Below are 23,770 nucleotides of genomic sequence, written 5' to 3'. Positions count from 1 at the left end.
GAAAAGCAAGAGATGAGCAGAATCCTGCGCACTCCGGACAGACGTCCGGGCGCACGGCGCGGCCTCGCCGCGACATCGGCCCTGATCGTGGGCGCCGCACTGGCCACGGCCGTGCCCGCCCCCGCCAGCGCGGCGGCCGGTTGCGAGGTCGACTACCAACTCAACGACTGGGGCTCCGGGTTCACCGCGAGCGTGGAGATCACCAACCTCGGCGACGCGGTCAACGGCTGGACCCTGGAATGGGACTTCGCCGGAAACCAGCGGATCACCAACTCCTGGAACGGCACCGTCACCCAGAGCGGACAGAGCGTCTCGGCCACCGACGCCGGGTACAACGGCGCGATCGCGACCGACGGCACGGCCACCTTCGGCTTCCAGGCCACGTACTCGGGCGCCAACGCCGTCCCCGCCGAGTTCACCCTGAACGGTGTGGCCTGTGAGGGCCTGGTCGACCCCGGCCCCGACCCCGACCCCGATCCGGACCCGGACCCCGGTACGGGCGAGCGGGTGGACAACCCGTACGTGGGCGCTGAGGTGTACGTCAACCCGATCTGGTCGGCCAACGCCGCCGCCGAGCCCGGCGGGGACGCCGTGGCCGACGAGCCCACCGGGGTGTGGCTGGACCGCATCAGCGCCATCGAGGGCAACGACAGCCCCACCACCGGCAGCATGGGACTGCGCGACCACCTGGACGAGGCCCTGGCCCAGGCCAACGGTGAACCCCTGGTGTTCCAGGTGGTCATCTACAACCTGCCCGGCCGTGACTGCGCCGCTTTGGCCTCCAACGGCGAGCTGGGCCCGGACGAGATCGACCGGTACAAGAACGACTACATCGATCCCATCGCCCAGATCCTGGCCGATTACGAGGACACCGAGCTGCGGGTGGTGACCACGGTCGAGATCGACTCGCTGCCCAACCTGGTCACCAACGTCTCCCCGCGCGAGACCGCGACCGAGAACTGCGACGAGATGCTGGCCAACGGCAACTACGTCGAGGGGGTGGGCTACGCGCTGGCGCAGCTGGGCGCGATCGACAACGTCTACAACTACGTCGACGCCGGCCACCACGGGTGGATCGGTTGGCAGGACAACTTCACCGCCTCGGCGGCGCTGTTCTTCGAGGCGGCCAACGCCGCCGGTGCCAGCCCCGACGATGTGCACGGGTTCATCGCCAACACCGCGAACTACTCGGCTCTGGTGGAGGACAACTTCTCCGTCGACCAGACCATCGCCGGTACGCCGGTGCGCCAGTCGGAGTGGGTGGACTGGAACCAGTTCACCGACGAGTTGTCCTTCGCCCAGGCTCTGCGTGAGGAGCTGGTGGGTCAGGGGTTCGATTCGGGGATCGGGATGCTCATCGACACCTCCCGTAACGGGTGGGGTGGGCCGGACCGTCCGGACGGGCCGGGGCCGAGCACGGATGTGAACGCCTACGTGGACGGGGGCCGCTACGACCGCCGTCTCCAGTCGGGGAACTGGTGCAACCAGTCCGGTGCGGGGCTGGGTGAGCGTCCCCAGGCCGCTCCGGAGGCGGGGATCGACGCCTATGTGTGGATGAAGCCGCCGGGTGAGTCCGACGGGTCCAGTGAGTTCATCGAGAACCCCGAGGGCAAGGGGTTCGACCGGATGTGCGATCCGACCTATGAGGGCAACCCGCGCAACAACTACAACATGAGTGGCGCGCTGCCCAACGCGCCGATCTCGGGGCACTGGTTCTCCGCGCAGTTCCAGGAGCTTTTGGCCAACGCCTACCCGCCCATCCAGTAGGAACGGCGACCGCCCGCCGGTGCGGTGATACGAGGGGTGCCCGTCCGACGCGGGCGGGCACCTCCGCTCCGCACTGCGCTCCGAGGCTCCCCGGGGCGGTCCGGCCCGCCCCGGGGCCCCGGGAACTTAACGAGTAGTCACCATGTTTGCACCCGTTGTCTCCGTGTGTCGTGGATGTTAACTTCGCCCCACGATGCCTGGGAGCGCTCCCGCAAGGTGTGCGCAAAACGGGCGTCCGAATTCCGGAAAACCACCGGACGCGCACCGGCCCGACCCGGGCAACGAGCCGCAGGTCACAGCGTCGTACCCGGCTCCCTCCCCCCACACCCGCACTCCGACCCCGCCGCCTCCCCCATCGGAGAGCTCCGCCCCGGCGCCGTCCTCCGGCGCGCGGGACCGCGGAGGGGAACGGAGAACCTGTCCGAGGAGGACACGTGACCACCCCCCGCCCCGGCCCGCGCCGCACGGCGCGCTGGCGCAGACCCGCGCCCGCGCTCCTCGGAGCGGTGCTCCTAGCCGCCCTCCTTCCGGCCGCGCCCGCGCAGGCCGCACCGATTTGCTCCGTCGACTACCAACTCAACGACTGGGGCTCGGGTTTCACGGCCGAGGTCTCGGTCACCAACGAGGCCGAGTCCGTCTCCAACTGGACGCTGGGCTGGGAGTTCTCCGGCAACCAGCGCATCAGCAACAGCTGGAGCGCGCAGGTCTCCCAGAGCGGCAGCTCCGTGACCGCCAGCGGCCCCTCCTGGGCACCCGGCCTCGCCTCCGGCCAGACCGCCACGTTCGGCTTCCAGGCCACCTACAGCGGCGCCAACGAGGCACCCACCGACTTCACCCTCAACGGCCTGGACTGCGCGGGCGAGGACGAGGAGCCCGAGCCCGAGGACCCGACCCTGGTCGTGGACCCCGACTCGGTCACCCTGGCGCCCGGCGGCGAGACCGCCTTCGACGTGGCCCTGTCCGAGGCGCCCGCCGAGGACGTGGCCGTCAGCGTGGAGCGCACCTCCGGCAGCCCGACCCTGTCGGTGGCCTCGGGCGCCTCGCTGACCTTCGGTGAAGCCGACTGGGACACCCCGCAGGAGGTGACGGTCGCCTCCTCCGGCGACGGCTCGGGCGACCCCGCCCAGGCCGAGTTCACCGTCTCCGCCGAGGGCTACGACCCCGTGGTCGTCACCGCGCGCGAACTCTCCGGCGCCTCCAACGCCTACGAGGAGGAGTTCCTCACCCAGTACGACAAGATCAAGGACCCCGACAGCGGCTACTTCCGCGAGTTCGACGGCCTCCTCGTGCCGTACCACTCGGTGGAGACCCTGATCGTGGAGGCGCCCGACCACGGCCACGCCACCACCTCCGAGGCCTACAGCTACTACCTGTGGCTGGAGGCGACCTACGGCAGGATCACCGGTGACTGGGAGCCCTTCAACTCCGCGTGGGAGTCCATGGAGGCCTTCATCATCCCGGGTACGGCCGACCAGCCCACGAACGGCTCCTACGACCCGTCGTCCCCGGCGACCTACATCCCCGAGTCGCTCGACCCGAGCGACTACCCGATGCCGCTGGACGACTCGGTCGAGGCGGGGCAGGACCCGCTCGCCCAGGAGCTGAGCAGCACCTACGGCACCGACGAGGTCTACGGCATGCACTGGCTGCTGGACGTGGACAACACCTACGGCTACGGGTTCTGCGGCGACGGCACCGACGAGGCCCCCGCCTACATCAACACCTTCCAGCGCGGCTCCAACGAGTCGGTCTGGGAGACCGTGCCGCACCCGTCCTGCGAGACCTTCCAGCACGGCGGCGAGAACGGGTTCCTCGACCTGTTCACCGACGACGACAACTACTCCGAGCAGTGGCGCTACACCAACGCCCCCGACGCCGACGCGCGCGCCGTGCAGGTGGCCTACCTGGCGCACGAGTGGGCCTCGGAGCAGGGCAACGAGGGCGCGATCGCCGAGAACGTCTCCAACGCGGCGATGATGGGCGACTACCTGCGCTACGCCATGTTCGACAAGTACTTCAAGGAGATCGGCGACTGCGTCGACCCCCAGTCCTGCCCGCCCGGATCGGGCAAGGACTCCGCGCACTACCTCATGGCCTGGTACTACTCCTGGGGCGGCGCGCTGGAGAGCGCCCAGTACCCCTGGGCCTGGCGCATCGGCGGATCCTCCGCCCACCAGGGCTACCAGAACGTGATGGCGGCCTACGCGCTCTCGGAGGTGTCCGCGCTCCAGCCGGAGTCGGCCACCGGCACCCAGGACTGGGGCACCAGCCTCGACCGGCAGCTGGAGTTCCTGGAGTGGCTCCAGTCCTCCGACGGCGCCATCGCGGGCGGCGCGACCAACAGCTGGGAGGGCACCTACGCCCAGCCTCCCTCGGGCACGCCCACCTTCTACGGCATGTTCTACGACGAGAAGCCCGTCTGGCACGACCCGCCGTCCAACCGCTGGTTCGGCTTCCAGGTCTGGGACATGGAACGGGTGGCCGAGTACTACCGCATCACCGGTGACGAGCGCGCCGGGGACATCCTGGACGACTGGGTGCCCTGGGCGATCGCCAACACCACCGTCGGAGAGAACGGCGAGTTCGCCATCCCCGCCGACATGGAGTGGAGCGGCCAGCCCGACACCTGGACGGGCGAGTCCACGGGCAACCCCGACCTGAGCGTGGAGGTCGTCTCGCACGGGCAGGACGTCGGCATCGCCGCGGGCCTGGCCAAGACCCTCATGCACTACGCCGCCGCCACCGGTGACGCCGAGTCCCGCGCGACGGCCGAGGGCCTGCTCGACGCCCTCCTGGCCAACCAGGACGACCTGGGCGTCGCCGTTCCCGAGACGCGGGCCGACTACGCCCGCTTCGACGACGAGTTCGGCGCCCCCGACGGCGGCCTCTACATCCCCCAGGGATGGACCGGCCAGATGCCCAACGGGGACCCGGTCGACTCCGACTCCACGTTCCTGTCCATCCGGTCCTTCTACGAGGACGACCCGAACTGGCCCCAGGTCGAGGAGTACCTCAACGGGGGACCGGTGCCCGAGTTCACCTACCACCGCTTCTGGGCGCAGGTGGACGTGGCCACAGCCCTCGCCACCCACGGCGAGTTGTTCGGCGACGGCGCCTGACCGGCCGTAGCCGCACGGGGGCGGGCGCCGACGGCGCCCGCCCCCGACCCCCACAGAAGAAAGGAGCACCATGTTGGTCACCAAGGGGCGAAGACGGCTCCGGGGAGGGGCCGCGGCCGCGGTCGCCCTCGCCCTCAGCCTGGTCACGGGCGGCCTGACCGCCGCCGCCCACGCCGAGGACACCGCGCTCACGGCGCAGGAGGCGGCCCGGGCCCAACAGGCCACCCTGCGCGAACTCGCCGACCAGCGCGGGCTGCGCATGGGCACCGCGGTCGCGCCGCAGCACCTGAACCAGGCGGCCTACGCGCAGACCGCCGCGACCGAGTTCAACTCCGTCACCCACGAGAACGACCTCAAGTGGGAGACCGTCCAGCCCCAGCCCGGACAGTTCAACTGGACCAACGCCGACCGCATCGTGGACTTCGCCCAGCAGAACGACCAGCTGATCCACGGCCACACGCTGGTGTGGCACAGCCAGCTGCCCTCGTGGGTGAGGGACGGCACCTTCACCGAGGGCCAGCTGCTGGACGTCATGGACACCCACATCAGCACCACCGTGGGGCGCTACCGCGACGACATCGCCACCTGGGACGTGGTCAACGAGCCCATCGGGGACGACGCCCGGTTCCGCGACTCGGTCTTCTACCGGACGCTGGGGGAGGACTTCATCGCGGAGGCCTTCCGGATGGCCGACCGGGCCGACCCCGACGCCCGCCTGTTCATCAACGACTACAACATCGACGGGATCAACGCCAAGAGCGACGCCTACTACGACCTGGTCCGGGACCTGCTGGCGCAGGGCGTGCCGATCGACGGCATCGGCTTCCAGGGCCACCTCATCGCGGGGCAGGTCCCCTCCAGCGTCCAGCAGAACATCCAGCGCTTCGTGGACCTGGGCCTGGAGGTGATGATCACCGAGCTGGACATCCGCATCCAGCTGCCCGTCACCCAGCAGAAACTGGAGCAGCAGGCCAGGGACTACGAGCAGGTGGTCAACGCCTGCTACGCGGTCGACGGGTGCTCGGGTGTGATCGTGTGGGGCGTCACCGACGCCCACTCCTGGGTTCCCGGTACCTTCCCGGGCCAGGGCGCGGCGCTGCCCATCGACGAGAACTACGAGCCCAAGCCCGCCTACTGGTCGATCCACGAGGCGCTCGGCGGCGACCCCGGCCCCGGCCCGGATCCTGATCCGACCGACCCGCCGTCGGGTGAGTGTGAGGCGGTGTACTCGGTGACGAACCAGTGGCAGGGGGGTTTCCAGGCGCAGGTGACGGTGACGGCGGGTGCGGCTCTGTCGGGGTGGACCGTGGAGTGGACCTTCGGTAGCGGTGAGAGTGTCTCGCACGCCTGGAACGCGTCGGTGTCGGGCAGCGGTGGCAGTGTGACCGCGACGAACGTGGGTTACAACGGCGTGCTGGCGGCGGGGCAGTCGACCTCGTTCGGGTTCGTCGGCAACTCCAGCGGCGGTGTCTCGACCCCCGAGCTGACGTGCAGCGCGTCCTGACCGGCGGCTGACCCCGCCCGCGGGGGACGACCGAACGACACTGACGCGACCGCCCCGGAACAGGCCGCGCCTGTGTCAGGACCGGGCGCCGGGGGAACGCAGCCGCCACCCCCGGCGCCCACCCGGTCCCCGCCCACGAGGGCGGAACCCCCCGCAACACGACAACGTTGTCCGCCCCCTACCTGGAGCCCTCCCATGGTCAAACGCCTGCTGATCGCCCTCGGGTCGGTCATCACCCTGGTGGCCGCACTGCTCGTGCACTCGCTGCCCGCGCACGCCGACACCGGCTTCCGCGTCAGCGACGGCCGCCTCGTCGACGCCGCCGGAAACGACTTCGTCATCCGCGGCGTCAGCCACGCCCACACCTGGTACGCCCAGGAGACCCAGTCGTTCGCCGACATCAAGTCCCTGGGCGCCAACGCCGTCCGCGTCGTCCTCAGCAGCGGCCAGCGCTGGACGGAGAACACCGCCGCCGACGTGGCCAACGTCGTCGACGAGTGCAAGACCAACCGGCTGATCTGCGTCCTGGAGGTGCACGACACCACCGGTTACGGCGACCAGGCCGGGGCCGCCACGCTCGACCAGGCCGTCGACTACTGGCTGCGCATCCAGGAGGCCGTCGAGGGCGAGGAGGACCACATCCTCGTCAACATCGGCAACGAGCCCTACGGCAACGACGCCGCGATCAACCAGAACTGGGCCGCCGACACCAGCGACGCCGTCAACCGCCTGCGCGACGCGGGCTTCGACCACACCCTGGTCGTGGACGCGCCGAACTGGGGCCAGGACTGGGCGGGTGTCATGCGCGACAACGCCCAGTCGGTGTTCGACTCCGACCCGCACGCCAACACGGTCTTCTCCGTGCACATGTACGGCGTCTACCAGCAGGAGTCGACGGTCGTCTCCTACCTGGAGCACTTCGTCGACGCGGGCCTGCCGCTGATCGTCGGCGAGTTCGGCCACGACCACTCCGACGGCAACCCCGACGAGGACGCCATCATGTCCCACGCCGAGCGCCTGGGCCTGGGCTACATCGGCTGGTCCTGGAGCGGCAACGGCAGCCCCGTGGAGTACCTGGACATGGTCGAGGGCTTCGACGTCGACAGCCTGACCCCCTGGGGCGAGCGCATCTTCAACGGACCGGACGGCATCGCCGCCACCGCCGAGGAGGCCCCGGTCTACGGCGGCGGCCCCGACCCGACCGACCCGCCCACCGAGGAGCCCACCGACCCGCCGACCGAGGAGCCCACGGACCCGCCGTCGGGTGAGTGTGAGGCGGTGTACTCGGTGACGAACCAGTGGCAGGGGGGTTTCCAGGCGCAGGTGACGGTGACGGCGGGTGCGGCTCTGTCGGGGTGGACCGTGGAGTGGACCTTCGGTAGCGGTGAGAGTGTCTCGCACGCCTGGAACGCGTCGGTGTCGGGCAGCGGTGGCAGTGTGACCGCGACGAACGTGGGTTACAACGGCGTGCTGGCGGCGGGGCAGTCGACCTCGTTCGGGTTCGTCGGCAACTCCAGCGGCGGTGTCTCGACCCCCGAGCTGACGTGCAGCGCGTCCTGACCCGCCCGCACCCTGCTCTTTCCGTGCTCCTACGACCCAGTGCCCCTGCAACACAGTGCCCCTGCAACCCAGAGCCCCTGCAACCCAGAGCCCCGACGACCCGGGATCCCCGTGACCCAGTACCCCCACAACCCGGAGTCCCCGTAACCCGGTGACCACCCGACCCGACACACCCGCTGATCCCGCTGAGGGAACAGACCACCCGCCCCGGCCGCACCGCCCCGGTGCGGCCGGGCACCCCCCACAGAGATTGGAGTGGCCCATGCGGTCACGCAGCACCCTCGCCATGGCCGTGGCGCTCGGCGGCCTCGCCGTCGGCACCACCGTCGTCGCGCTGCCCGACACGGCCCAGGCCCACGGCGCGTTCACCTACCCGGCCAGCCGCACCTACGCCTGCTTCCAGGACGCCACCGGCGGCAGCAGCGGCGGCGCGCTCGCGCCGACCAACGACGCCTGCGCCGACGCGCTGGCCGAGGGCGGCAACTACCCGTTCTGGAACTGGTTCGGCAACCTCATCAGCAACTCCGACGGGCGGCACCAGGAGTTCGTGGCCGACGGCGAGCTGTGCGGACCCACCGACAGCTTCTCCGCCTTCAACGCGGTCCGCGCCGACTGGCCGACCACCGAGCTGCCCGCCGACACGACGGTGGAGTTCCACCACAACGCCTGGGCCGCGCACCCGGGCACCTTCTACACCTACGTCACCGAGGACGGGTTCGACCCCGCGACCGACGCGCTGACCTGGGACTCCCTGGAGCTCATCGACGAGGTCACCGACCCGCCGCTGCGCAGCGGCGGCGTCGCCGGAGCCGAGTACTACTGGGACGTGGACCTGCCCGACAAGGAGGGCCAGCACGTCATCTACGTGGTGTGGGAGCGCTCCGACAGCCCTGAGGCGTTCTACAACTGCTCCGACGTGGTCTTCGAAGGGGGCTCGGGCGGCAACCCGGACCCCGAGCCGGAGCCGGAGCCGGAACCCGAGCCGGAGCCGGAGCCGGAGCCGGAGCCGGAGCCCACGGACCCGCCGGCGGGTGAGTACTGCACGGCCGAGTACACGGTCCTCAACGAGTGGCAGGGCGGCTTCCAGGCCGAGGTCGAGGTCACCGCGGGCGAGAACGGGACCGACGGCTGGATGGTGGACTGGGTGTTCGCCAACGGCCAGGCGGTCAGCAGCGCCTGGAACGCCTCGCTCGTCAACCACGGCGCCCACTTCGAGGCCAGGAACGCCGCGCACAACGGCTCGCTCGCGGCCGGGGAGAGCGCCAGCTTCGGGTTCACCGCCACCTCGGGGAACGTGAACATCGAGCCGCGGGTGACCTGCCAGGAGCCGTGACCTGACCATCCCGGAGGGACCGTACCCCCCACACGAGGGCCGTGAAGGCCCGCGCGGTCCCGGCGCCACGGTACCGAACAGCGTTCGGTACCGTGGCGCCATGAACACCGCGAAGATCTACACCTCCTGCCAGGAGCGCATGCTCGCGCTCGCCGACGACCTGAGCGCGGAGCAGCTCGCCACGCCCGTTCCCGCCCTGCCCGCGTGGACCGTCCGGCAGACCTACGCGCACCTGGCCGGGCTCTGCGCCGACGTGCCCGCGGAACGGGTCACGCCCCCGGCCGACGACGCCGTCACCGCCCGCCAGGTGGCCGAGCGCGAGCACCTGGACATCGCCGCGCTCTGCGCGGCCTGGCGCGCGGACACCCCGGCCCTGCTGGAGGTCTTCGCCACCCGGACCCGGGCCCGCTACTCGCTGCCCGCGATCGACGTGTGGCACCACGAGAACGACGTCCGGGGCGCGCTGGGGATGCCCGCCCAGCCCGAGCACGCCGACGAACTGGCCGCCTTCGTCCTGGGCGCGACGGCCCGCGCGTGGTCCCCCGAGCTGCCCGGGGTGCGCGTGGCGGCCGCGGACACCGGCCAGGAGTGGGCCTTCGGGGAGCGGGCCGACCTGGAGTGGTCGGCCACGGCCTTCGAGCTGGTGCGCGCCGCCACCGGCCGCCGCAGCGCCGCCCAGATACGCGCCATGGACTGGAGCGGCGACCCCGCCGACGTCCTGTACCGCCTGTCGGCCTTCCCCTTCCCGGAGACCGACCTGCGGGTCTGACCGGGGAACGACGGGTGTGTCCGAATCACCCGTGCGGGACCCGGGCCCGCCGCTTCCGGCCGGACGGGCCGGAAGCGGCGGTCCGGACGGCCTCCGCCGGTCGGGACGGACTCTCCGCATGCCGGGTCGGCCGCCCGACGGCGGCCGGAGCCGCCCACCGGGGTCGTCGCCGGGAGCCGCCGGTCAGGGCCGGTACGGGATCCGCGGGAGGGCCCGCACCTCGCCCAGCGTGGACCACTCGTCTCGGCCCAGCCGCGCCAGCGGTCGCAGCAGGGTCGCCTCGGGGTGTCCGTCCACCAGCACCGACTCGTCCACGGCCGCCCGCACCACCCGGCCGAACACCACCGTCGAGTCGCCCAGGCCCACCGTCGAGTGCAGCACGCACTCCAGCGCCACCGGGGAGTCGGCCACCCGGGGCGGGCGCACCGACGCGCTGGGCTCGCGCCCGATCCCCAGGGCCTCGAACTCGCTCACCTCCGGCGGGTAGGAGGTGCCGCTGGCGTTGACCTGTTCCCGCATCGGCTCCGGGGCCAGGTTGACCACGAACTCGCCGGTCTCCTCCACGTTGCGCAGCGAGTCCTTGCGCCGCACCGAGGTGAACTGCACGATCGGCGGCTGGGTGCACGCGACGGTGAAGAAGGAGTGCGGCGCCAGGTTGTCCACGCCCGCCGCCGACGTGGTGGAGACCCACGCGATCGGTCGCGGCAGGATCACGGCCGTCATCAGCTGGTAGAACGCTCGTCCGGGCAGGTCTTGCGGTGTCCATTCGGTACGCATCGGCATCGATTATCCCGCCCCGCGCGCGGGCGCGGCCACCGCCGCCCCGCGCCCGCGCGTCCGGCCTCAGGCCGTGCGGTCGAACTCCGCCTGCCGCGGCGCCCCGGACCGGCGCCACTCCATGCGCGCCCAGGGCAGGCGCAGTTCGGAGGTTCCGGTGACGTCCAGCGGCTTGAGGTCCTCCACCGCCTCGGCCTCCCGGTGGCGGGCGAACACCGACTCGGTGTAGCGGTGGCCGGTGTCCGCGGCGACGAACACCACCGTCCGGCCGGGGGAGAGCCCCAGCTCCCACCGGGCGGCCAGGTAGGCGGCGCCGCTGGAGAGCCCCGCGAACACGGCGTGCCGCCGCAGCAGGTCGACCGTTCCGGCCAGGGCCGCGGTGAAACCGGTCCAGTGCACGGTGTCGTAGAGGGTGTGGTCGACGTTGCCGAAGGGGATGGCGCTGCCGATCCCCGCGATGATGATGTCCTTGTCGGGCACGCCGTCGCTGGCGAAGGTGACGCTGCCGAACGGCTGCACCCCCACCAGGCGGGTGCCCGGGTCGGCCTCGCGCAGGTAGGTGCCCAGCGCGCCGGTGGACACGCCCGTTCCCACACCCCCCACGAGCGTGAGGTCCGCGCCCGCCGTCTCCCGGCGGACCGTCTCGGCGACCTCGCGGTAGCCCAGGTAGTGGAGGGGGTCGTGGTACTGGCGCATCCAGTGGTGGTCCGGGTGGGCGGCCAGGACCTCCCGGACCCGGCGCACCCGGCGGTTCTGGTCCAGGCGCAGGTCGTCGGTGGACTCCATCTGTTCCAGGCGTACGCCCAGCACCTCCAGCTGTACGCGCAGGGTGCGGTCCACGGTGGTGGAGCCGATGATGTGACATCGCAGGCCGTACCGGTGGCAGGCCAGCGCCAGCGCGTGCGCGTAGACGCCGCTGGAGCTGTCCACCACGGTGTCGCCGGGGCGGACGGCGCCGCTCTCGACGAGGTGGCGGACGGCGGCCAGGGCCGAGAGGGCCTTGAGGGTCTCGAACCGCAGGCACAGCAGTCCGCCGCCCAGGTCGATGAGGTCGGGGCGGCCGATCGCTTCGGAGACGTGCTCGTCCACGGTCGTTCTCCTTACTGGTGGCTGGGGCGGGCGCGTGCTCCGGAACGCGAAGGTGCACGCGCCCGCCCGGGAGGAGGGCGTGGGTGTTCAGGCCGCCGGGGTCGCCCGGTAGCGGTAGAGCCGCGTGGGGTCGGCGCTGAACTGGGAGAAGGGGAAGGGCTCGGCGGAGACTCCGTCGACTCCGCGGCCGAGGAAGGCGCGCGCCACCGCGCTCGCGCTCTGGGCGTAGACGTACAGGGGGACGCCGCGCCCGCGGCACCGTGCCAGGAGCGGGTCGAAGGTGCCGTTGCCCAGGGTCATGCCGGTGGCCACGACGGCGTCGGCCGCGTCGACCACCTCCTCCATGGACTCCGAGACGGGGTCGCCCCAGCGGGTGGTGCGCAGGTTGAGGTCGCAGGGCAGGCACTCGCCGCCGCGTTCGCGGATGGCGGCCACGAGGGGGTTGACGACGCCGATCAGCGCGATCCGCGCGCCCTCGGTGATGGGGACGAGACCGGCGACGGCGGCGTCCCGGGCCCGCGCGCGCTGTTCGGGCGTTCCGGCGGGCAGGGTGACCGGTTCGGCCCGGGGGTCCTCGCGGTGCGGCGAGGTGTGGGCGAGGTGGGCGTCCAGGGCGGCCACCCGCAGGGGGAGGGGCCCCTGGGCGAGCAGTTCGGCCAGCGGGGCGCCCGAGGCCTCGCGGCACAGCTCCGGCGCGATCTGCCCGTCCTCGAAGGCGCAGGCCCCGAAGGCAGCGCCGACGCGCACGGCGACGTAGTGGTTGAGGTAGGTGGTGTCGCCCCCGGCCAGGCGGGTGCCGTGGTGGAGCCAGAAGACGCTGGTGGCCACGGTGTCGCCGACCCGGCCGACGGCGTCGCGCAGGAGGTCGTCGAGGGTCATCTCCCGGCCTCCTGGAAGCGGAACAGGTAGGTCAGGACCCCGTCGCCCCAGTCGTGCCGGTGGTGCACCCCGGCCCGGAAGCCGGTGGCCTCCGCGTGGGCGACGATGCGGCGCAGGTCGGCGGTGTTGGAGGCGATGAGGAAGACCTCCGCGCCGGGGGCCAGCAGCGGGCGCTCGGCCAGCTGGGTGAAGAACTTCTCCGTGATCGCCGCGCCCACGCACACGTTGCGCACGACGTCGGGGTCGGTGCTGACCGTCCGGCTGACCGCGGGCGGGTTGAAGGTGACCACGTCGAGCGCGGTCCCGTCCGGGAAGCCCTCGAACATGTCGCCGGTCACGGGGACGAGTTCGGTGGCGGTGCGGTCCCCGAGCAGGCGTGTGAAGTTGCGGGCGGCGGCCTCGACGCTGGGGCCGTGGACGTCGGCGGCGTGGACCCGGCGGGCGCCGCGCACTCCGGCGGCGACGGCCTCCACGCCCAGGCCCACGCCCATGGCGGCGTAGTGCCGTCCGCGCACGTCGATGTCGTCGTCCAGGATGCGCTGGTGGATCATCCTGCTGGTCCCGCCGGGGAGGAAGACGCCGGGCGGTACCTCGAACCCCCAGCCGTTCCAGGTGTAGGAGCGGGTGGTGTGCAGGTCCTCGCGCGGCGGGTTGACGGCGAGGATCTGTTCGGCGGGCAGCGGTGGGGGCAGTTGGTCCACGAGGGAGCGGTCCACGGTCGTCCTTCCAAAAGGGGGTCGGGAGTAACACGGGACACCAACGGGGAGCGCCGGATGTTCTGAGTACCGGAGTCCGCGCGCTATTGTAGATAAAACGATAACCATTGTCATTAGTGGGGTCGGAGTTCGCGTTCCCGGGGGTGTTCCATGGCCCCGGGCGCCGCGCGGCGGACGGGCCCGCGACGGACGCGCCCGGGCGGGGGCGGCGCCAGCGCGCCCCGCCGGTGACCATCCGCGGAGAGGACGTGGAAAGACGTGGCCCACCCCCAGCAGACCGGCACTGTGCCCACGGCCCCACCGCGCGCGCACGTGTTCTCGGACCCCGCCTTCCTCCGCCTGTGGTCGGGGAGCACCGCCTCGGGACTGGCCACGTGGGCCATGCCGTTCATCCTCGGCCTGGCCGTCCTGGACGGATCGCTCACCGCCATGGGGCTCGGCCTGCTCCTGGCCACCCGTACCGGCGGGTTCCTCCTCGCCCTGCCGCTCGGCGGCCTGCTGGCCGACCGGCTCTCCCGCCGCGCGGTGGTGCTGTGGGCCGGGGTCCTCGCGGCGGCGGCCACTCCGCTGGTCGCCGCGGGCGTGGCGACCGGCGCCCTGGCGCTCGCGGCCGTGGCCGCGGCGGCCGTGGGCGCGGGCCAGGGAGCCTGCAGACCCGCCTTCCAGGCGCTGACCGCCGAGGTCGTGGACGAGCCGCGGCGCCAGCGCGCCAACGCGGCGCTCACCATCTCCGTGCGGGTCACCACCCTGGTCGCCCCGGGGGCGACGGCGCTGCTCTCCACGGTCCTGGGCGTGCACGCCCTCCTCCTGGTCACCGCCGCGCTCTGGGCGGTCGCCGCCCTGGCCCCGCCCCGGGGCCGGAGCGCGCCCGCCCCGGGAGCGGTGCCCGCGCGCGGCTTCTCCCCGGTCGCCGACTTCCGCGACGGGCTGCGCGAGGCCCGGCGCCACACGTGGTTCCTCGCGGGGCTGGGCGCCCTGACGGCGGTGATCGCCACCGGGTACTCCGCCACGGGCGTGCTGCTCCCGGTTGTCAGCCGCGACACCTACGGCACCGAGGCGGTGCTGGCGGGCGCGCTGACCGCCTACACCGGCGGCGCGCTGGCCGGGGCGCTGCTGATCGGGCGCTGGCGCCCCTCCTCCCAGGGGTGGGTGGCGCTGGCGGGCCTGGCCCTGTACGGGCTCGCGCCGCTGAGCCTGCTCCTCCCCGTGGGCCCGTGGACGGTGTTCGCCGCCTACGCCCTGGCGGGGGTCGGGATCGAACTGTTCAACGTCCCGTGGTTCACCGCCGCCCAGCGCGAGGTCGCGCCCGACAAGCTCGCCCGCGTCTCCTCCCTGGACTTCCTGTTCTCCTACGGCCTGGCCCCGGTCGGGCTCGCGCTGATCGCCCCGGCCACCCAGGCCTTCGGCACGGAGGCGGTCCTGGTCGTGTGCGCCGCCCTGTGCTTCCTGGCCCCGGGGGCCGCGGCGCTCGCCCCCGGTTCGCGCCACTTCGCCATGGGAGGCCATGGGGCCCCGGCCCCGCGAGCCGCCTGACCGGGAAGGCTCCCCCGGGGACCTGCCGGGGCGGCGCCCCGGGTGTTCACCGGTCCCGTCCCGCCCTGCCGCCGCGGGCCAGCAGGTACAGCAGGAAGGGGGCGCCCAGCGCCCCGGTGACCACCCCGACCGGCAGTTCGCTCCCCCCGAAGGCGGTGCGCGCGACCAGGTCCGCAACGGCCGTCAGGAGCGCTCCGCAGGCGGCGCAGGGCAGCAGCCCGAGGGCGCGTCCGCCCAGCAGCCGCCGCACGATCTGCGGGGCCACCAGGGCGACGAACGCGACGGGACCGGCGACGGCGGTGGCCGTGGCCGCGAGCGCGGCGGAGGTGAACAGCAGGGCGCCCCGGGCGAGCCGCACCCGGCCGCCCAGGGCGGTCGCCGCGTCCTCCCCGAGCTGGAGCAGGGACAGCGGTCGGGCCGACAGGAACGTGGTCGGAGCCAGGACGGCCAACCCCACCGCCACCGTCACCACGTGCGGCCAGTCCCGGTTGGCCAGGCTGCCGGTGAGCCAGAGCATGGCGCGCTGCGCCGTGGCGAGCTCCGTGCGGGTGAGCAGGTACGACGTCACCGCGCCCAGCACCGCGGTGACCGCGATCCCCACCAGGACCAGCCGCTGCCCGCTGACACCGCGCCGGTAGGCGAGCAGGTACAGCAGGAACGCGGTGGCCACGGCCCCCGCCAGCGCGCTGGCCGCGATCGCCGCCGCCGTGCCGCCGAAGACGACGATGGCGAGCACCGCCGCGGTCGTCGCGCCCGCGCTGACCCCGATGACGTCCGGGCTGACCAGCGGGTTGTGCGCCAGCCGTTGCAGCAGCGCCCCCGAGAGCGCCAGTGCGGCGCCCACACCCAGCGCGGTGAGCACACGCGGCAGCCGCATCTCCACCACCACGTGCGTCACCATCACCCCGGCACGGCCGGTGAGCGCGTCCACCACCTCGCCCACGCCCAGCTCGAAGTCCCCCAGGGTCAGCGAGACCAGGGCCACCGCCGCGGCCAGGGCGGTGAGCAGGCCGCCGAGCAGTACCGCGGGCCAGTACACCCGTACCGATAGTCCGCCCAGGCGGGCCACCCCCGTTCGGGGACCCAGGGCCCCGGAGCGCGCCGTCACGGCCCCGCCACCCTTCGCCCGCGCACCACGAGGACGAAGAACGGCGCACCGATGAGAGCGGTGAGGACGCCGACCTGCAACTCCTCGGGACGCGCCACCACCCGGCCCGCGACGTCGGCCGCCAACAACAGGACGGGCGCCAGCACCGCCGACCAGGGCAGCACCCATCGGTGGTCGGGGCCGACCAGGACCCGCGCCACGTGCGGCACGGCGACCCCGACGAAGCCGATCGGACCCGCCACGGCCGTCGCCGTCCCGGCCAGGAGCACCACCGCCAGGGCGCTCGTCCCGCGCACCAGCCACAGCCGTGTCCCCAGGGAGCGGGCCAGCTCGTCGCCGAGCGCCACCGCGTTCAGGGACCGGGCCACCGCCACCGCCGTCACCAGCCCGGCGGCCAGGAACGGCAGCGCCTGGAGCAGCGCCGCGCCGTCGGCACCCGCCAGCGAGCCCACCACCCAGAACCGGTACTCGTCCAGGCTCGCGCGGTCGCGCAGGACGATCGCCGAGGTCAGCGAAGCCAGCAGGGCCGAGACCGCGGCTCCGGCGAGCGTGAGCCTGACCGGACTGGCCCCCTCCGGACCCAGCGACCCCACGGCGTGGACCACGCAGGCGGCGACCGCCGCGCCCGCGAAGGCGAAGCCGACGTAGCCCAGTAGCGCGGACACCCCGAACACGCTGATCGCGAGGACCGCCGCCAGGGAGGCGCCCGCGTTGATGCCGAGGACGCCGGGGTCACCGAGGGGGTTGCGGGTCACCCCCTGCGCCAGGACCCCGGACACGCCCAGGGCCGCGCCGACCGCCAGCCCGGCCAGGGTACGCGGCACACGCAGGTGCCGCACGACCAAGTCGGTGTCCGAACCGGTGAAACCGGCGTAGGCGAGGTACACGTCGGCCACGGACAGCCGCTCGTAACCGACCAGGACCGACGCCAGCAGGGTCGCGGCCAGGACCAGCAGCGCCACCGCCAACCCGGCGACGCGGGCGCGGGCACTGACGAGAACCCCGGAACCGTCGGCCGCGGCCCGCAGCCGGCGCCGGACTCCCGAGGGCACGGCCGTCACGGGCCTCCCGGCCACATGGGGGGCCACCGGCCCGCCTACCCGAACAGGCCGGGGTGCAGGATCCGGGCGACCGTCTCCACCGCGGCCGCGCTGCGCACACCCGCGGAACGGTCGGCGAAGGTGAACTCCTCCACCTGCTCCTCGGTGACCGCGGTCAGGTTGGCCAGCACGGGATCGGCCGTGATCCGCTCCACGTCCGGGGCGGCGTCGGCGGCGGTCATCCGCGCGTCGCAGCACACGTCGACCAGGATGAAGTCGGGGTCGCGCGCGATCACGTCCTCGACGGCCACGTCGTGGTTGCGACCGCCGTCCAGGTCGGCGAAGGCGTTGACGCCTCCGGCCAGCCGGATGATCTCGGTGGAGAAGTCCTGCCCGCCGGCCACCCGGAACCCCTGGTCGCTGGGGCGGCCGACCATCACCGAGGGCCGGTCCTCCTCAGGCACGCCGCCCTCCAGGGCCTCGGTGACCCCGCCTATCGTGCCCTCCATGTCCGCGATGACCTCTTCGGCGCGCTCGCGCGCGTCGAACAGGGCGCCCAGGTTCCGCAGGTCGGCGTAGACGTTGTCCATCGTCACCGAGGCCGGGTCGATGGTCGCGTCGGTGCGGCCGTCCCCGCTAGGGCACAGCGGAGCCGGGATCCAGCTGCCGATGCCCAGCTCGCGCAGGGAGGCCCGCGTACCGAGGTTCTCGTCGGTGAACACGTCGTTGAACCCGGCGAGCACGAAGTCGGGCCCGTGGCTGAGCAGTTCCTCCCGGCTGGGCAGGTTGGGGTAGTACTCCTGCCCGGCCTGGGCGTCGGCGTACTCCTCCAGGACGGCGGCGTCCAGGAACGCCGTCCCCACCAGGCGGTCGCTGAGGCCCAGCGCGTGGGCGGTCTCGATGGCGGGCTGGTAGGCGGCGAACACCCGTTCCGGCGGGCTGTCCGCGGCCACGTCGACGCCGCAGTTGCGGATCGTCTCCCCGGCAGCCTCGGGGGAGGGGGCGGCGGAGCCCCCGCCGCAGGCGGTCGTGGCCAGGAGCAGGGCGAGGGCGGCGCAGGCGGGCAGGCGGTACCGGACCGCGCGTGCCCCGGTGGGCTTCATCGAACAAACCATCCTTCGTGGTCTGATGACGCGGACGGTCGCAGCCGGTCTCCTGGCTCCCGGAGTCGGGCTCTGGCCCCGCGCCCCCACCCTTCCCGAGCCGTGTCCGGCCCAGTGGCGTGCGGGAGGCGCACTCCGGTCACAGTGGCGAGGACCGCGCCGGACTTCCACCGGCTTCCCGTGCACTGCGACGTCGACGATATGGACTTGTGCTGACAGTCAACCGGCCACGGTAGTGCACGCGGGTCCCTTCCGCGAGACCCGCTCCCCTCCCGGCCGACGACCGGACCCCCCGCGAGCCGCCCGACCGGCGGAGCGCCGTCCGCACGCGTGGCCGGACCGGGACCGGGCATAGAGGGCGCATGGAACTGATCACGGTGGAGGACGTCCGCGCCGCCCGGGAACGCCTGCGCGGGGAGGTGGTGCGCACCCCGCTGACGGCGGGCCCCGCCGGAGGGCCGCCGTTCCTGCTCAAACCCGAGAGCCTCCAGCCCACCGGGGCCTTCAAGCTGCGCGGCGCCACCAACGCCGTCGCCCTGCTCGACCCCGACCAGCGCCGAAGCGGTGTGGTGACCCACTCCTCGGGCAACCACGGCCAGGCGCTCGCCCACGCCGCCGCCCGGCACGGGGTGCCCTGCACCGTCGTCGTCCCCGAGGGCGCGCCCGGGGTGAAGGTCGACCGCATGCGCGCCCTGGGAGCCCGCATCGTCATGGTCGCCCCCCGGGAGCGGGAGGCCACCGCCCGCAGGCTCCGGGACGAGGAGGGGCTCGCCCTGGTCCCGCCCTTCGACGACCCGAGCGTCATCGCGGGCCAGGGCACGGTCGGCCTGGAGATCCTGGAGCAGTCGCCCGGGGTCGCGACCGTCGTCGTGCCCGTGGGCGGAGGCGGGCTCGCCTCGGGGGTGGCCACCGCCGCGCTGGCCGCCGCGGGCCCGCGCCGGGTCCGCGTCGTGGGGGTGGAGCCCGAACTGGCCGCCGACGCCGCCGAGAGCCTGCGCACCGGAAGCCTGGTCACCTGGCCGCCCGAGCGCACCCACCGCACCATGGCCGACGGGGTGCGCGTGTGCCTGTCCGAGCTGACCTTCGCCCACCTGCGCGCCCGCCTGGACGAGGTCGTCACCGTGACCGAGGAGGAGATCGCCCGCGCCGTCGCCGCCCTCGCCCACGGGGCGCGCCTGGTCGCCGAGCCCAGCGGGGCCCTGGCCGCCGCCGCGGTCCTGGCGGGCCGGGTGCCCACCGCGCCCGGCCGCCCGCAGGAGACGGTCGCGGTCGTCTCGGGGGGCAACGCCGACCCGGGGCTGTTCGCCCGCCTGGTGGCGTGAGCCGCGCGGGCGGCACCGCGGTCTCAGGCTCGGGAGCCCCCGCCGCCGGCGGGACCGCTCCCGTTCACGCGCTGCCGCTCGCCCGCACGCGCCGCCACGGGGTTGTCGCGCCCGGCGGCGCGCGCGGCACGGTCCTCGCGGCGGCGCATGGCCATGTCCGACAGCGCGGCGAGCCCGAAGGCGATGACGACCGCGGCGACGATCAGCACGGTCCACAGCGCGGTACCGAAGGAATCGGGGTCGATCATGGGTGCTCCGAGGGGATCGGGGGTTGGACGTGCCGACAACCCAACCGTAATAGGTGTTAACTTTCGGGCCGAGTGTCAGCGGCGGTGAACTGGGTCATACGCGCGCCACCGCGCGTCCGCCCGCAGCACGTCCGTCCGCCCACACGGCGAGGGGCCGGGGACGGCGCCGCGGCGCCGTCCCCGGCCCCTCGCCAGGCGAACCCGGATTCCCCTACAGGATCGAACCGGGGGAGTAGGCGGCCGCCTCCGGGTGCGCGGCCACGATCGCGTCGATCCGCCCCACCACGGCGGCCACCTGGTCGGCGGCGGCGCCGGTGAAGGTGATCCGGTCGGCCAGCAGCGCGTCCAGCTCCTCCCTGCCGAGCGGGAAGCGCCCGTCCTCGGCCAGGCGGTCCAGCAGCCGGTTGCCCGCACCCTCCTGGCGCATGGCCAGGGCCGAGCCCACCGCGTGCTCCTTGATCAGCTCGTGGGCGGTCTCGCGGCCCACCCCGGCGCGCACCGCGGCCATGAGCATCTTGGTCGTGGCCAGGAACGGCAGGTAGCGGTCGAGCTCGGCGGAGACCACCGCGGGGAAGGCCCCGAACTCGTCCAGCACCGTCAGCATCGTCTCCACCAGCCCGTCGAAGGCGAAGAACGCGTCCGGCAGGGCCACCCGGCGCACCACCGAGCAGGACACGTCGCCCTCGTTCCACTGGTCCCCGGCCAGTTCACCGGCCATGGACGCGTACCCGCGCAGGATCACGGTCAGCCCGTTGACCCGCTCGCACGAGCGCGTGTTCATCTTGTGCGGCATGGCCGAGGAGCCCACCTGACCCTCGGCGAACCCCTCGGTGACCAGCTCGTGCCCGGCCATCAGGCGGATCGTCTTGGCCAGCGAGGAGGGACCGGCGGCCAGCTGCACCAGCGCGGTCAGCACCTCGAAGTCCAGCGAGCGCGGGTAGACCTGGCCCACGCTGGTGAAGCGCCGCTCGAACCCGAGGTGGGAGGCCACCCCGTCCTCCAGCGCGCTGAGCGCGGCGCGGTCCCCGCCCAGCAGGTCCAGCATGTCCTGCGCGGTGCCCACCGGGCCCTTGATCCCGCGCAGCGGGTAGCGGGAGATCAGCTCCTCCAGCCGCCCGTGGGCGACCAGCACCTCGTCGGCGATCGACGCGAACCGCTTGCCGAGCGTCGTGGCCTGCGCCGCCACGTTGTGGGAGCGGCCCGCCATCACCGTCTCGCCGTACTCGGCCGAGAGCCTCCCCAGCCGCGCCAGCAGCGCCACCACCCGGTCGCGGGCCAGCAGCAGGCTGTCGCGCACCTGGAGCTGCTCGACGTTCTCGGTCAGGTCGCGCGAGGTCATGCCCTTGTGCACGTGCTCGTGCCCGGCGAGGGCGTTGAACTCCTCGATGCGGGCCTTGACGTCGTGGCGGGTGACCCGCTCGCGTTCGGCGATGGAGGCCAGGTCCACCTGCTCCAGGACCTTCTCGTAGTCCTCGACCACACCGGCCGGGACGTCCACGCCCAGACGCGCCTGGGCGCGCAGCACGGCCAGCCACAGCCGCCGCTCGGCGACCACCTTGTACTCGGGGGACCACAGCCGGGTCAGCTCCGCGGACGCGTAGCGGGCAGCCAGGACATCAGGGATCAGCGGTTTCGCACTCACGTCGTCCGACCCTATCGTCCTGAGCTGCGGCGCACGCGCGGCCACTCCCCCCGAAGGCACCCGGCCCGCAACGGCGGCGACGCAGGTCGGTCGGCGAACGCCCGGAACCGGGGCCAGGAAGGTAGGGCCAGCCCCACCCCCGACCCGGTGGCGCGGCCGATTCCGGCCCGCGCCGGGCCTGCCTAACGTTGGCCCATGACCACTCCCGCGGAGTCCCCGAACCCGCCGCGCGCCCTGTTCCAGGCGCTCACGACGAGGCGTTTCCTGCTCACCTCCTGGCCCTGGCGCGGTCTCGCCTACAGCGGCGGCACCGTCCTGGTGGCCTCCGTCCTGTTCTTCGTCGCCTCGCCCGTCCTGGCCCCCTGGGTGGCGCTGTTCATGGCCTGGAGCGGAGGGATCGAGGCCTTCGACTACGGCGGCATCGTGCTGGTGCTGGCCCTGTGCCTGGCGTTCACGTTCCTGTTCGGACCGCTGGTCGCGATCCCCCTGGGCGCGCTGGAGCGCTGGCGCCTGGGCCTGGTCGGGGGCGGCCCCCGGGAGAGCGGGCACCGCGAACCGGTCCCCGGGCTGTGGGGGTGGGTGCGCACCCGCTACACCGAGGCCGCCACCTGGCGGGAGGTGGCCTACGCGGGGCTGATGCTCCCCCTGGCGGGGGTCAACGCCATGCTCACCGGCTTCCTGCTGCTGCTCGTGATCGTCCTGGCCTCCGGTCCGCTCCTGCTGGACGACAGCCCCGGCTCCGTCGTCAACCTCGGCCTCGTGACGCTCACCTCCAGCGCCGAGGCGGTGCCCTACACCCTCCTGGCCCCGCCGCTGCTGGTCGTCCTGCTCTACGCGTCGGCGGCCATGGCGTGCCTGCACTCCCTGCTGGCCCGCACCCTGCTGGTCGGCCCGCCCAAGGGAGTCCTGCACGCCGAACTCAACCAGGTCACCGAGTCGCGGGCCCGCCTGGTCAACGCCTTCGAGTACGAGCGCAGGCGCATCGAACGCGACCTGCACGACGGCGCCCAGCAGCGCCTGGTCGCCCTGTCCGTGGACCTGGGCGTGGCCCGCCTGGACCTGGAGGAGGGCAGCGAGGCCGACCAGCGCGTGGTCGCCGCCCAGGCCAAGGCCGACGAGCTCATCACCGAGCTGCGCGAGCTGGTGCGCGGCATCCACCCCCGGGTCCTCACCGACCGGGGACTGCCCGCCGCCCTGGAGGAGCTGGCCGACCGCTGCCCCGTGCCCGTGACGGTGCACGTGCGGATCGGTGAACGCCTGCCCGCGCACGTGGAGGGCACGGCCTACTTCGTGGTCGCCGAGGCCCTGACCAACGTCTGCAAGCACGCCGGGGCCGACGCCGCCACCGTGCACGCCAGCACGGCCCCCGGCGCGCCGGGCCGGCCCGACACCCTGCTGGTGGAGGTCACCGACCACGGCGCGGGCGGCGCCGACCCCGCACGCGGGTCCGGGCTCACCGGGCTCGGGGACCGGGTCGCGGTCATGGGCGGCACAATGGAGCTGTCCAGCCCCCGGGGCGGACCTACCCGAATCCGAGTGGAGCTTCCGTGCGGACCCGTTCCCCCGACACCGCTGGCGTGACCCCCGACGCGCCCCTGGTGCCCACCGTCCTGGCCGAGGACGGCGTGCTGCTCAGAGAGGGGCTGTCCGGGATCCTGGAGCGCTTCGGCTTCCCCGTCGTGGCCTCGGTCGGCGACGCCGAGGCGCTGGTGTCGGCCGTCGCCGAGCACGGACCCGGCCTCGTGGTCACCGACATCCGCATGCCGCCCGGCTTCACCGACGAGGGGCTGCGGGCCGCCGTCCGGCTGCGCCGCGAGCGCCCGGGCCTGGCGGTGGTCGCGCTGAGCCAGTACGTGGAGCTGAGCTACGCCACCGACCTGCTCGACTCCGGCAGCGGTCAGGGCGTGGGCTACCTGCTCAAGCAGAGGGTCGGCGACGTCCGCGAGTTCGCCTCCGTGCTGCGCCGGGTGGTGGACGGCGAGACCTTCGTCGACCCCGAGGTGGTCCGCCAGCTGCTGCGCCGCCGCGCCGACCCGCTGGAGCGCCTGACCCCGCGCGAGCGCGAGGTCCTCGCCCTGATGGCCGAGGGCCGCTCCAACGGGGCGATCGCCCGCCACCTGGTGGTCAGCGACGCCGCCGTCGGCAAGCACGTGGGCAACATCCTGGCCAAGCTCGACCTGCCCCCGGACGACGGGGTGCACCGCCGCGTCCAGGCGGTCCTGGCCTACCTGCGCGGCCGCCCCGCCTGAGCCGGGGCCGTC

19 protein-coding genes and 1 riboswitch are annotated in these 23,770 nt (G+C 73.3%); of the genes, 10 read left to right on the top strand and 9 right to left on the bottom strand.

Translation table 11 applies throughout. The features are described from left to right. Positions 1 to 12 precede the first annotated feature (12 nt). The 6 genes from UIS43_RS05880 to UIS43_RS05855 all read left to right on the top strand — a co-directional run bounded on the left by UIS43_RS05880 (position 13) and on the right by UIS43_RS05855 (position 10,052). Positions 13 to 1,767: a glycoside hydrolase family 6 protein gene (locus UIS43_RS05880; RefSeq protein WP_370012674.1), complete on the top strand. Its 1,755-nt coding sequence runs from the start codon at positions 13 to 15 to the stop codon at positions 1,765 to 1,767. 434 nt (positions 1,768 to 2,201) lie between these two features. Next, positions 2,202 to 4,886 (top strand): glycoside hydrolase family 48 protein, encoded by a 2,685-nt coding sequence (locus UIS43_RS05875; RefSeq protein ID WP_013153475.1) that lies wholly within the window; start codon positions 2,202 to 2,204, stop codon positions 4,884 to 4,886. Between the two features lie 70 nt (positions 4,887 to 4,956). Beyond that, positions 4,957 to 6,390: an endo-1,4-beta-xylanase gene (locus tag UIS43_RS05870; protein ID WP_013153474.1), complete on the top strand. Its 1,434-nt coding sequence runs from the start codon at positions 4,957 to 4,959 to the stop codon at positions 6,388 to 6,390. A gap of 195 nt (positions 6,391 to 6,585) precedes the next feature. After that, a complete protein-coding gene (locus tag UIS43_RS05865; protein WP_071622214.1) occupies positions 6,586 to 7,950 on the top strand; it encodes a cellulase family glycosylhydrolase in 1,365 nt (454 codons plus the stop codon). 262 nt (positions 7,951 to 8,212) lie between these two features. Continuing rightward, entirely contained in the window at positions 8,213 to 9,283 is a 1,071-nt protein-coding gene (locus UIS43_RS05860) for a lytic polysaccharide monooxygenase (RefSeq protein ID WP_370012670.1), read from the top strand. Positions 9,284 to 9,383: 100 nt separating this feature from the next. Continuing rightward, entirely contained in the window at positions 9,384 to 10,052 is a 669-nt protein-coding gene (locus UIS43_RS05855) for a maleylpyruvate isomerase family mycothiol-dependent enzyme (RefSeq protein ID WP_013153472.1), read from the top strand. Positions 10,053 to 10,235: 183 nt separating this feature from the next. Here the strand turns inward: UIS43_RS05855 and UIS43_RS05850 are convergent, their stop codons facing one another. The 4 genes from UIS43_RS05850 to UIS43_RS05835 form a co-directional block, all read right to left on the bottom strand. Next, positions 10,236 to 10,829: a flavin reductase family protein gene (locus UIS43_RS05850; RefSeq protein ID WP_041552735.1), complete on the bottom strand. Its 594-nt coding sequence runs from the start codon at positions 10,827 to 10,829 to the stop codon at positions 10,236 to 10,238. Between the two features lie 66 nt (positions 10,830 to 10,895). After that, positions 10,896 to 11,918 carry a pyridoxal-phosphate dependent enzyme gene (locus tag UIS43_RS05845; RefSeq protein ID WP_013153470.1) on the bottom strand — a complete coding sequence of 341 codons (1,023 nt, stop codon included), beginning with the start codon at positions 11,916 to 11,918 and terminating at the stop codon, positions 10,896 to 10,898. A gap of 87 nt (positions 11,919 to 12,005) precedes the next feature. After that, complete coding sequence (locus UIS43_RS05840; protein WP_370012667.1) at positions 12,006 to 12,797, bottom strand: Rossmann-like domain-containing protein; 792 nt, start codon at positions 12,795 to 12,797, stop codon at positions 12,006 to 12,008. After that, a complete protein-coding gene (locus UIS43_RS05835; protein WP_370012665.1) occupies positions 12,794 to 13,513 on the bottom strand; it encodes a methyltransferase in 720 nt (239 codons plus the stop codon). The genes UIS43_RS05840 and UIS43_RS05835 overlap by 4 nt, the downstream gene beginning before the upstream one ends. A gap of 258 nt (positions 13,514 to 13,771) precedes the next feature. On the opposite strand from UIS43_RS05835, the gene UIS43_RS05830 reads away from it, so the two are divergent. After that, positions 13,772 to 15,046 carry an MFS transporter gene (locus UIS43_RS05830; RefSeq protein ID WP_013153467.1) on the top strand — a complete coding sequence of 425 codons (1,275 nt, stop codon included), beginning with the start codon at positions 13,772 to 13,774 and terminating at the stop codon, positions 15,044 to 15,046. A 46-nt stretch (positions 15,047 to 15,092) separates the two neighbouring features. Here the strand turns inward: UIS43_RS05830 and UIS43_RS05825 are convergent, their stop codons facing one another. From UIS43_RS05825 to UIS43_RS05815, 3 genes are read right to left on the bottom strand one after another with little or no spacing between them, the layout of a single operon-like run. Then, entirely contained in the window at positions 15,093 to 16,154 is a 1,062-nt protein-coding gene (locus tag UIS43_RS05825) for an iron chelate uptake ABC transporter family permease subunit (RefSeq protein ID WP_358457229.1), read from the bottom strand. Next, positions 16,151 to 17,215: an iron ABC transporter permease gene (locus UIS43_RS05820; protein ID WP_041552734.1), complete on the bottom strand. Its 1,065-nt coding sequence runs from the start codon at positions 17,213 to 17,215 to the stop codon at positions 16,151 to 16,153. Before UIS43_RS05820 ends, UIS43_RS05825 begins: the two co-directional genes overlap by 4 nt. A gap of 35 nt (positions 17,216 to 17,250) precedes the next feature. Continuing rightward, complete coding sequence (locus UIS43_RS05815; protein ID WP_013153464.1) at positions 17,251 to 18,297, bottom strand: ABC transporter substrate-binding protein; 1,047 nt, start codon at positions 18,295 to 18,297, stop codon at positions 17,251 to 17,253. Positions 18,298 to 18,321: 24 nt separating this feature from the next. Beyond that, positions 18,322 to 18,502: riboswitch (cobalamin riboswitch) on the bottom strand. A 157-nt stretch (positions 18,503 to 18,659) separates the two neighbouring features. Here UIS43_RS05815 and UIS43_RS05810 point away from each other — a divergent pair. Further along, positions 18,660 to 19,619: a threonine/serine dehydratase gene (locus tag UIS43_RS05810; RefSeq protein WP_013153463.1), complete on the top strand. Its 960-nt coding sequence runs from the start codon at positions 18,660 to 18,662 to the stop codon at positions 19,617 to 19,619. 23 nt (positions 19,620 to 19,642) lie between these two features. On the opposite strand, the gene UIS43_RS05805 is transcribed toward UIS43_RS05810, so the two are convergent. Both UIS43_RS05805 and purB read right to left on the bottom strand, forming a co-directional pair. Further along, positions 19,643 to 19,867: a hypothetical protein gene (locus UIS43_RS05805; protein WP_013153462.1), complete on the bottom strand. Its 225-nt coding sequence runs from the start codon at positions 19,865 to 19,867 to the stop codon at positions 19,643 to 19,645. 211 nt (positions 19,868 to 20,078) lie between these two features. After that, complete coding sequence (purB, locus tag UIS43_RS05800) at positions 20,079 to 21,509, bottom strand: adenylosuccinate lyase (protein ID WP_013153461.1); 1,431 nt, start codon at positions 21,507 to 21,509, stop codon at positions 20,079 to 20,081. Positions 21,510 to 21,704: 195 nt separating this feature from the next. Here purB and UIS43_RS05795 point away from each other — a divergent pair, with 195 nt between their 5' ends. Further along, positions 21,705 to 23,090 carry a sensor histidine kinase gene (locus UIS43_RS05795; RefSeq protein WP_013153460.1) on the top strand — a complete coding sequence of 462 codons (1,386 nt, stop codon included), beginning with the start codon at positions 21,705 to 21,707 and terminating at the stop codon, positions 23,088 to 23,090. Further along, entirely contained in the window at positions 23,057 to 23,758 is a 702-nt protein-coding gene (locus UIS43_RS05790) for a response regulator transcription factor (RefSeq protein ID WP_013153459.1), read from the top strand. Before UIS43_RS05795 ends, UIS43_RS05790 begins: the two co-directional genes overlap by 34 nt. Positions 23,759 to 23,770 lie beyond the last annotated feature (12 nt).

This window comes from Nocardiopsis sp. LDBS0036 (assembly GCF_041228755.1).
Taxonomy (GTDB): Bacteria; Actinomycetota; Actinomycetes; order Streptosporangiales; family Streptosporangiaceae; genus Nocardiopsis; species Nocardiopsis dassonvillei.
This window is presented reverse-complemented; position numbering and strand designations above follow the sequence as displayed.